Source organism: Mucilaginibacter gossypiicola, from assembly GCF_900110105.1.
Taxonomy (GTDB): Bacteria; Bacteroidota; Bacteroidia; order Sphingobacteriales; family Sphingobacteriaceae; genus Mucilaginibacter; species Mucilaginibacter gossypiicola.
In genome coordinates this window covers 410763-417383 of the sequence record NZ_FOCL01000006.1, presented here as the reverse complement: position 1 = coordinate 417383, position 6621 = coordinate 410763, and the positions used below count along the sequence as shown (strand labels likewise).

At 42.3% G+C, this 6621-nt stretch carries 8 protein-coding genes; 4 read left to right on the top strand and 4 right to left on the bottom strand.

Annotation, left to right across the window (positions count from 1 at the left end):
* Together BMX50_RS21875 and BMX50_RS21870 are read left to right on the top strand one after the other, a co-directional pair.
* On the top strand, nucleotides 1-377 hold a 377-nt coding region (locus tag BMX50_RS21875; protein ID WP_208864761.1), incomplete at its 5' end, for a sensor histidine kinase.
* A 163-nt stretch (nucleotides 378-540) separates the two neighbouring features.
* A complete protein-coding gene (locus tag BMX50_RS21870) occupies nucleotides 541-1002 on the top strand; it encodes an aspartyl protease family protein (RefSeq protein ID WP_244281073.1) in 462 nt (153 codons plus the stop codon).
* A 134-nt stretch (nucleotides 1003-1136) separates the two neighbouring features.
* On the opposite strand, the gene gyrB is transcribed toward BMX50_RS21870, so the two are convergent.
* Nucleotides 1137-3095, bottom strand: coding sequence for a DNA topoisomerase (ATP-hydrolyzing) subunit B (gene gyrB / locus BMX50_RS21865; RefSeq protein ID WP_091213725.1), 1959 nt, complete (start codon nucleotides 3093-3095; stop codon nucleotides 1137-1139).
* 612 nt (nucleotides 3096-3707) lie between these two features.
* On the opposite strand from gyrB, the gene BMX50_RS21860 reads away from it, so the two are divergent.
* A complete protein-coding gene (locus tag BMX50_RS21860; protein ID WP_091213721.1) occupies nucleotides 3708-4304 on the top strand; it encodes an OmpH/Skp family outer membrane protein in 597 nt (198 codons plus the stop codon).
* A 122-nt stretch (nucleotides 4305-4426) separates the two neighbouring features.
* Nucleotides 4427-4906 carry a nucleoside deaminase gene (locus tag BMX50_RS21855; protein WP_091213716.1) on the top strand — a complete coding sequence of 160 codons (480 nt, stop codon included), beginning with the start codon at nucleotides 4427-4429 and terminating at the stop codon, nucleotides 4904-4906.
* 89 nt (nucleotides 4907-4995) lie between these two features.
* Here BMX50_RS21855 and BMX50_RS21850 read toward each other — a convergent pair whose 3' ends face one another.
* From BMX50_RS21850 to BMX50_RS21840, 3 genes are read right to left on the bottom strand one after another with little or no spacing between them, the layout of a single operon-like run.
* Nucleotides 4996-5403 (bottom strand): RNA-binding S4 domain-containing protein, encoded by a 408-nt coding sequence (locus BMX50_RS21850; protein WP_091213713.1) that lies wholly within the window; start codon nucleotides 5401-5403, stop codon nucleotides 4996-4998.
* Between the two features lie 3 nt (nucleotides 5404-5406).
* Nucleotides 5407-6357: an ADP-ribosylglycohydrolase family protein gene (locus tag BMX50_RS21845; RefSeq protein ID WP_091213709.1), complete on the bottom strand. Its 951-nt coding sequence runs from the start codon at nucleotides 6355-6357 to the stop codon at nucleotides 5407-5409.
* A gap of 51 nt (nucleotides 6358-6408) precedes the next feature.
* Nucleotides 6409-6603, bottom strand: a complete 195-nt coding sequence (locus BMX50_RS21840; protein WP_091213705.1) for a hypothetical protein — start codon at nucleotides 6601-6603, stop codon at nucleotides 6409-6411.
* Nucleotides 6604-6621: the final 18 nt, after the last annotated feature.

The window sequence follows — 6621 nt, the reverse complement described above, 5'->3', positions numbered from 1 at the left end:
GCTTTATTCATAAACAAGCTATTAAAATATTTGAATACAGCGATATTGACCTTCATGTAAATGCTTCAGTTAGCGAAACCGGGGTTGCCGTTAGCGGCGAAAAAAGACGGCAGATATACCTTCTTGTTAAGGAGGGCTTAAACAATATTGTCAAACATTCGGAGGCGCAAAACGCATTTCTGGAAATCAGTCTTTACAAAAAACGACTGCATATCAGTATTCGTGATGACGGCCGGGGCTTTGACCCCGATCTGCGTAAATACGAAACCATGGGGATCCGTAATATTTATGAGCGTGCAAAAATATTGAGTGCTGATCTGAAAATTGAGACAGCACCTGGTAAAGGCACATCCATTAATCTTAAATTAAACCTTTAGGATACCCTATAATAGGTATAAGTAAAGCCGGCTTAAACCCAACATTTTTATGGCTGATAAAATATTTGAAGCATACCGGGCAGTATTGATACATCTTTTATAATTGCAGCCAATAAAAATCAACTACTTTTAATCCGCACATTTGCAATTTGCAACATCTATCATGATCATATCTGTCCCGTTAAATATTATCGATCTGCACGACGATGGCTTTCATCCATTGGTTGAAGTCGGCCTGTTTGGAAAAACGTTTATTATGGTACTTGATACCGGCGCATCAAAAACTGCTTTTGATCAAACCACAATAACAGAAGCAAATGAAACGATGAGCATATTAGCCAGTGAAAAACTCTCAACAGGTCTTGGCACTAATACTATGGAGTCGTTCACGGCAACGGTAACCGATCTTCATATCGGCGAGTTACATATTGCCGAATTTGAGGCGGCTGTACTTGATCTTTCTACAATTAATGTCGCCTACGGCCAGATGGGGCACCCGAAGGTATTAGGTGTTTTAGGCGGCGATATCTTAATGAAATATAAGGCGGTTATTGATTATGGCCGCAAAACATTGACACTAAAAACCCGCAAGCCTCAAAAAGTAAAGCTTAAAATAGTTACTTAGGCTTAAGCTTAAATCATAAAAAGCTACAGATTATAAACCTGTGGCAGTTTCTAATAAAAAAAACGCCTGCTCCCAAAGAAGCAGGCGTTTAATATTATAAACCATTCCTCTCCGCCAACTGGCGGAGGCCGGGGCTATGAATCTATCTTAGCGTATTTAGCGTTGCGCTCAATGAACTCGCGGCGTGGAGCAACCTCATCACCCATCAGCATGCTGAAGGTATGGTCGCACTCGGCGGCGTTTTCAATGGTAGCACGTTTCAGTGTACGGGTTTCGGGATTCATGGTAGTATCCCAAAGCTGGATATCGTTCATCTCGCCCAAACCTTTGTAACGCTGTACGTGTACGCTGTCTTCCTTACCGGCACCTTTAAGGCGCTGAATGGCCGCATCGCGCTGTACATCATTCCAGCAGTATTCATGCTCCTTACCTTTTTTAACCTGGTAAAGCGGCGGCGAAGCAATGTATACATAACCAGCCTCAACCAACTCCTTCATATAACGGAAGAAGAAAGTAAGGATTAGCGTAGTAATGTGCGAACCGTCCACGTCGGCATCCGTCATGATGATGATCTTGTGGTAACGGAGCTTGGTCATGTTAAGGGCTTTATCATCTTCAGGTGTACCGCGGCTTACGCCCAAACCGGTAAACATGTTCTTGATCTCCTCGTTTTCGTAGATCTTGTGCTCCATGGCTTTCTCCACGTTCAGGATCTTACCACGCAATGGTAAAATAGCCTGGTACTCGCGGTTACGGCCCTGTTTGGCGGTACCACCCGCCGAGTCACCTTCGACAAGGAATAACTCGCAAAGGGTTGGATCGCTGTTAGCACAGTCTGACAGTTTGCCCGGCAAGCCAGAACCAGTCATTACACTCTTGCGCTGCACCATTTCGCGCGCTTTACGTGCAGCTGCGCGGGCAGTAGCGGCAAGGATCACTTTATTTACAATAAGCCGTGCTTCTTTCGGGTTTTCTTCAAGGAAATTACCTAAAATCTCACCTACGGCTACATCAACCGCACCCATTACTTCGTTGTTACCCAACTTGGTTTTGGTTTGGCCCTCAAACTGCGGCTCCTGAACTTTTACAGATACAACTGCCGTTAAACCTTCGCGAAAGTCATCACCACTTATCTCAACTTTTACGTTTTTCAGCAAGCCCTCTTTATCAGCATAAGCTTTCAAAGTACGGGTTAAACCACGACGGAAACCCGCTACGTGCGTACCACCTTCAATGGTATTGATGTTATTTACGTATGAGAATACGTTCTCGCTGTAAGTATCATTGTATTGCAGGGCAAGCTCAACCGGGATACCGCCTTTATTGCCATCCACGTAAATTGGCTCCGGGATAATAGAGTTACGCGTGCCGTCTAAAAACTTTACAAACTCGCGCAAACCGCCTTCTGAGAAAAACTCTTCAGTGCGGAAAGTACCATCCTCTAACGTTTCGCGCTCGTCGGTCAAACTCAGGCGAATACCTTTGTTCAAAAACGACAGCTCACGTAAACGGGCAGCAAGTGTATCGTATTTATATTCGGTAGTGGTGGTAAAAATTTCCGGATCGGGCTGAAAGGTTTGGATAGTACCGGTTTTGTCTGATTCGCCTATGGCCTTCACATCAAACATTGGCTTACCGCGCTCGTACTCCTGGGTGAAAATTTTTCCCTCACGGTGAACAAGCGTACGTACATGGGTTGATAATGCGTTAACGCAACTTACACCCACACCGTGCAAACCGCCCGATACTTTATAAGTATCCTTATCAAACTTACCACCGGCGTGTAAAACGGTCATTACAATTTCAAGCGCCGATTTACCTTCTTTTGTGTTGATACCGGTAGGGATACCACGGCCGTTATCAGATACGGTTATGGAGTTGCCAACATGTATAGTAACTTTTATATCATCGCAATAACCGGCAAGAGCTTCGTCGATAGAGTTATCAACTACTTCATATACAAGGTGGTGCAAACCTTTAACGCCTGTATCACCAATGTACATCGACGGACGCTTACGTACCGCCTCTAAACCCTCTAAAACCTGTATGTTATCTGCTGAATAATTGGATTTATCCTGAATTTCTTCGCTCATATTTATTTAATGAAACAATCTTCAAAATTACAAAAAATACCCTGAATTAACGATTATTTGTGGATAAAAGTACCGTTGTGGAATAGATTCGGCAGCATTAAATTAATGTTGTCTTAACACCATTTCACAGAATAGTTTGTTTGAAGCCGGATTTTGAGAATTAAAGAATTTACAGAATTTGTCACCTTTTAAACTCAGCTAATTCATTAATTATCAAAAATTAAGTTCAGAATGAAATGAAAGGTCTGTTAGTCTTAGTGTGCCAGAGGTACACAACTCCGGTGTTCCGTACCTCTGGCACGGTTATCTTCGGTATATGATGTTGCTACAAACCTGTTCCCCCTCTGGGGGATTTTCTTAACTTAATGACATTGGACGGTATCCACTGCCATCTAACGCAAATTTACATACCATAAAAACTTGAGGTAAAACAAACTTTTGCGGCTTTGCGCCGTGGCGTGCAAAACATCACCCTCAATAAAGGCAGCTATAGACATAGCTGCACATTTGCACATCCAAAATCTGCACATCTGAAATCTGCACATCTGATTAGGATACTTGCGATGAAAGATTATCTTTGTCAAAATTTTATAATATTTTTTATTTGAGATAATGAAAACCAGTGCTTCAATTTTAACCAAGCTTACTTTAGGATTAGCCATTGCAGGTAGCGTTGCTGCTTGTAACCAAAATAAAACTGCCGATAAACCGGCTACTGCTGCAACCACAGCAACTCCTGATAAAGAAACCATTGTTTACGTAAACTCTGACTCTTTATTAAACAAGTACGATTACTTTAAGGATATGTCAAAACGCCTTGAAGATAAAGGTAAAGCATCTCAAACCGATCTGCAAAACCGTGGTCAGGCATTTCAGCGTCAGGTTGCTGAATACCAAAAAAATCAGGCTACCATGCCGGCTGATCAGCGTCAGGCTACTGAGCAACAGTTACAACGTAAACAACAGGAATTACAGGGGTATTCGCAAAATGCAGGTGCCGAATTCCAAAATGAACAAGCTTCTGAAAATGCTAAGTTGTACGATAAAATTGCCGACTTCGTAAAAACCTATGCAAAAGAAAAAGGCTACAAACTGGTGTTAACTTATTCAAAAGCTAACCCTACTGTATTATATGGCGATCCATCTTTAGATGTTACTGTTGATGTTGCCAAACGCCTTAACGAAGCTTACGCTAAAGAAAAGAAATAATATCGCAGATTTGCAGATTATAAATGTGCAGATTTCAGATGACAGGAATTCTTAATTAAAATTCTGAGTAAGACAATAAAAAAAACCTCAACTTCGGTTGAGGTTTTTTAATTTAGGGCAATATGGAAAATACGGCACACGAAAAATTTATGCGCATAGCCATTGAACTGGCCGAAGACAATGTAAAGCGCGGAATGGGCGGGCCTTTTGGCGCTGTAATAGTTAAGGATGGCATGATAGTAGCCCGCAGCGCCAATCGTGTTGTGCCCACCAATGACCCCACTGCCCATGCCGAAGTTTCAGTGATCCGCCTGGCCTGCCAGGAACTGGAAACCTATAATTTAGCAGGTTGTGAAATTTATACCAGTTGCGAACCCTGCCCTATGTGCCTGGGTGCCATTTATTGGGCACGGATTGATAAAATTTATTACGCCAATACTAAAGCCGATGCCGCCGCAATAGGATTCGACGATCATTTTATTTATGACGAGCTGGAAAACCCAATGGATAAACGCAAACTTCCGTTTGTACAGCTTCTTAGGGACGAAGCTTTAACCGCCTTTAAGCTTTGGGAAACAACTGAGCATAGGGAACACTATTGAGCGCCCCTCTAAATCTCCCCTAAAGGGGAGACTTCTTATATATGATTTGTTTTAAAGCCCTCTCCCTTTAGGGGAGGGTTTGGGTGGGGTTAATTCTCCTCCTGCTCCTCAAAAAAATTATCTTTCAGGTCGTCAATCTCACGCCTGTCGGCCTTGGTGGGGCGGCCTGTGCCACGATCACGTTTAAGTATCGGCGCGTGGAACATTGATTTAAAAGCCTGTGTTTGCTCAACAGGGGTTATATCTTCATAAAAATTCACCGCTGTTTTAGCATCCACCCGGTTTTCGAGCAGACCGGTTACTTTTACCACCTTGCGCTCAATGCCTTTGGCAACATTGTAAACGTCACCAATTTTAACCTCGTACGATGGTTTGATATTTTTGCCATCAAGTTTTATACGGCCAGCTTTGCAAGCATCAGACGCCAGCGTACGTGTTTTAAAAACGCGGATGGCCCACAGGTATTTATCTATTCTCAGTTTCTCTTTTTCGGCCATTTATCAGTTCCTTTCATATTTATCGGCCAGGCGTTCGGCCAATTCATCAATACTATTTTTGCGGGCAATCATAAGTACCCAGTGTTCGGGAATACTTTCAAAGCCATAAAGTAAACCTGCCAGCCCACCAGTAACTGCGGCAGTTGTATCAGTATCGAGCCCCAAATTTACAGCTTTTAACACAGCTTCACTATAGTTTGTTGTGGTTAACAAACACCAAATTGCCGCTTCAAGAGTATGCAGAACATAACCACTACTTTGAATTTCATTTATAGCATATGCGTAAATATTATCGTTCAGCAACCTGTTAAACAGCATTAACTCATCGCGATTAATGGTAGTTCCTTCTAAAAACAATCTCAGTTCAGTATTTACTTCGTGATAAACAGCCATTGCATCGGCATTAGTGAGCAGTTTTCGGGCAAATTCCAGATAGTAAAAACAAGCTATTACAGAACGTACATGTCCATGAGTTATAGAAGATACTTCTTTTGTAAAGATAAACCGCTCATTTAGAGGCTTATCTTTGATATAAAATAACAAAGGCAGAATCCGCATCAACGAACCATTACCGTTTGATGATTCATCAAACCCACCAGCTAAATCTGGCCTCACTTTGCGTAAAACACGTTCAATTGAGGCGCGGGTAGCAATGCCAACATCAAATACCTCTCCGCGAGCAGTCCATTGCTCGTCGTACAGCCAGCTAACAAAGCTGTTAGCTATTTTTTGCAGGTTGTAACCCTCTGCCAAAACATCAGCAAGGCAAAAAGTCAGTGAGCTATCGTCTGACCAAGTGCCGGGCAATTGATCATGAGTGCCAAAACCCATCATGTCCATCACTGGTTTCTGCGCAATGCTTTCTCTCGATCTAAATTCAACAGGTACACCAAGCGCATCACCTATAGCTACTCCAAAAAGTATGTCTTTATAAAAGTTTCGATTTGCCGCCATAATGCTAATTAACACTTTTCTAAGCATGAAGCAAATCGGCTACAGCAAAACTTACTTAGGCAGGTCTCTTTTTACAAATTTGCGATAAAGATATTCTGCATAGCCTACACTAACGTAATCAGGAAATTTCCAGTTTGGATAATAGCGCTTTTTGATACTTTTAAGTGTTCCGAAAAACAAAACGCCTAAAATAAGCAGCAATGCCATGCCAAGTAAAATAATGGCAAATAGTACAAAAGGGGTCATACTTTGGGGCAGTGGGGG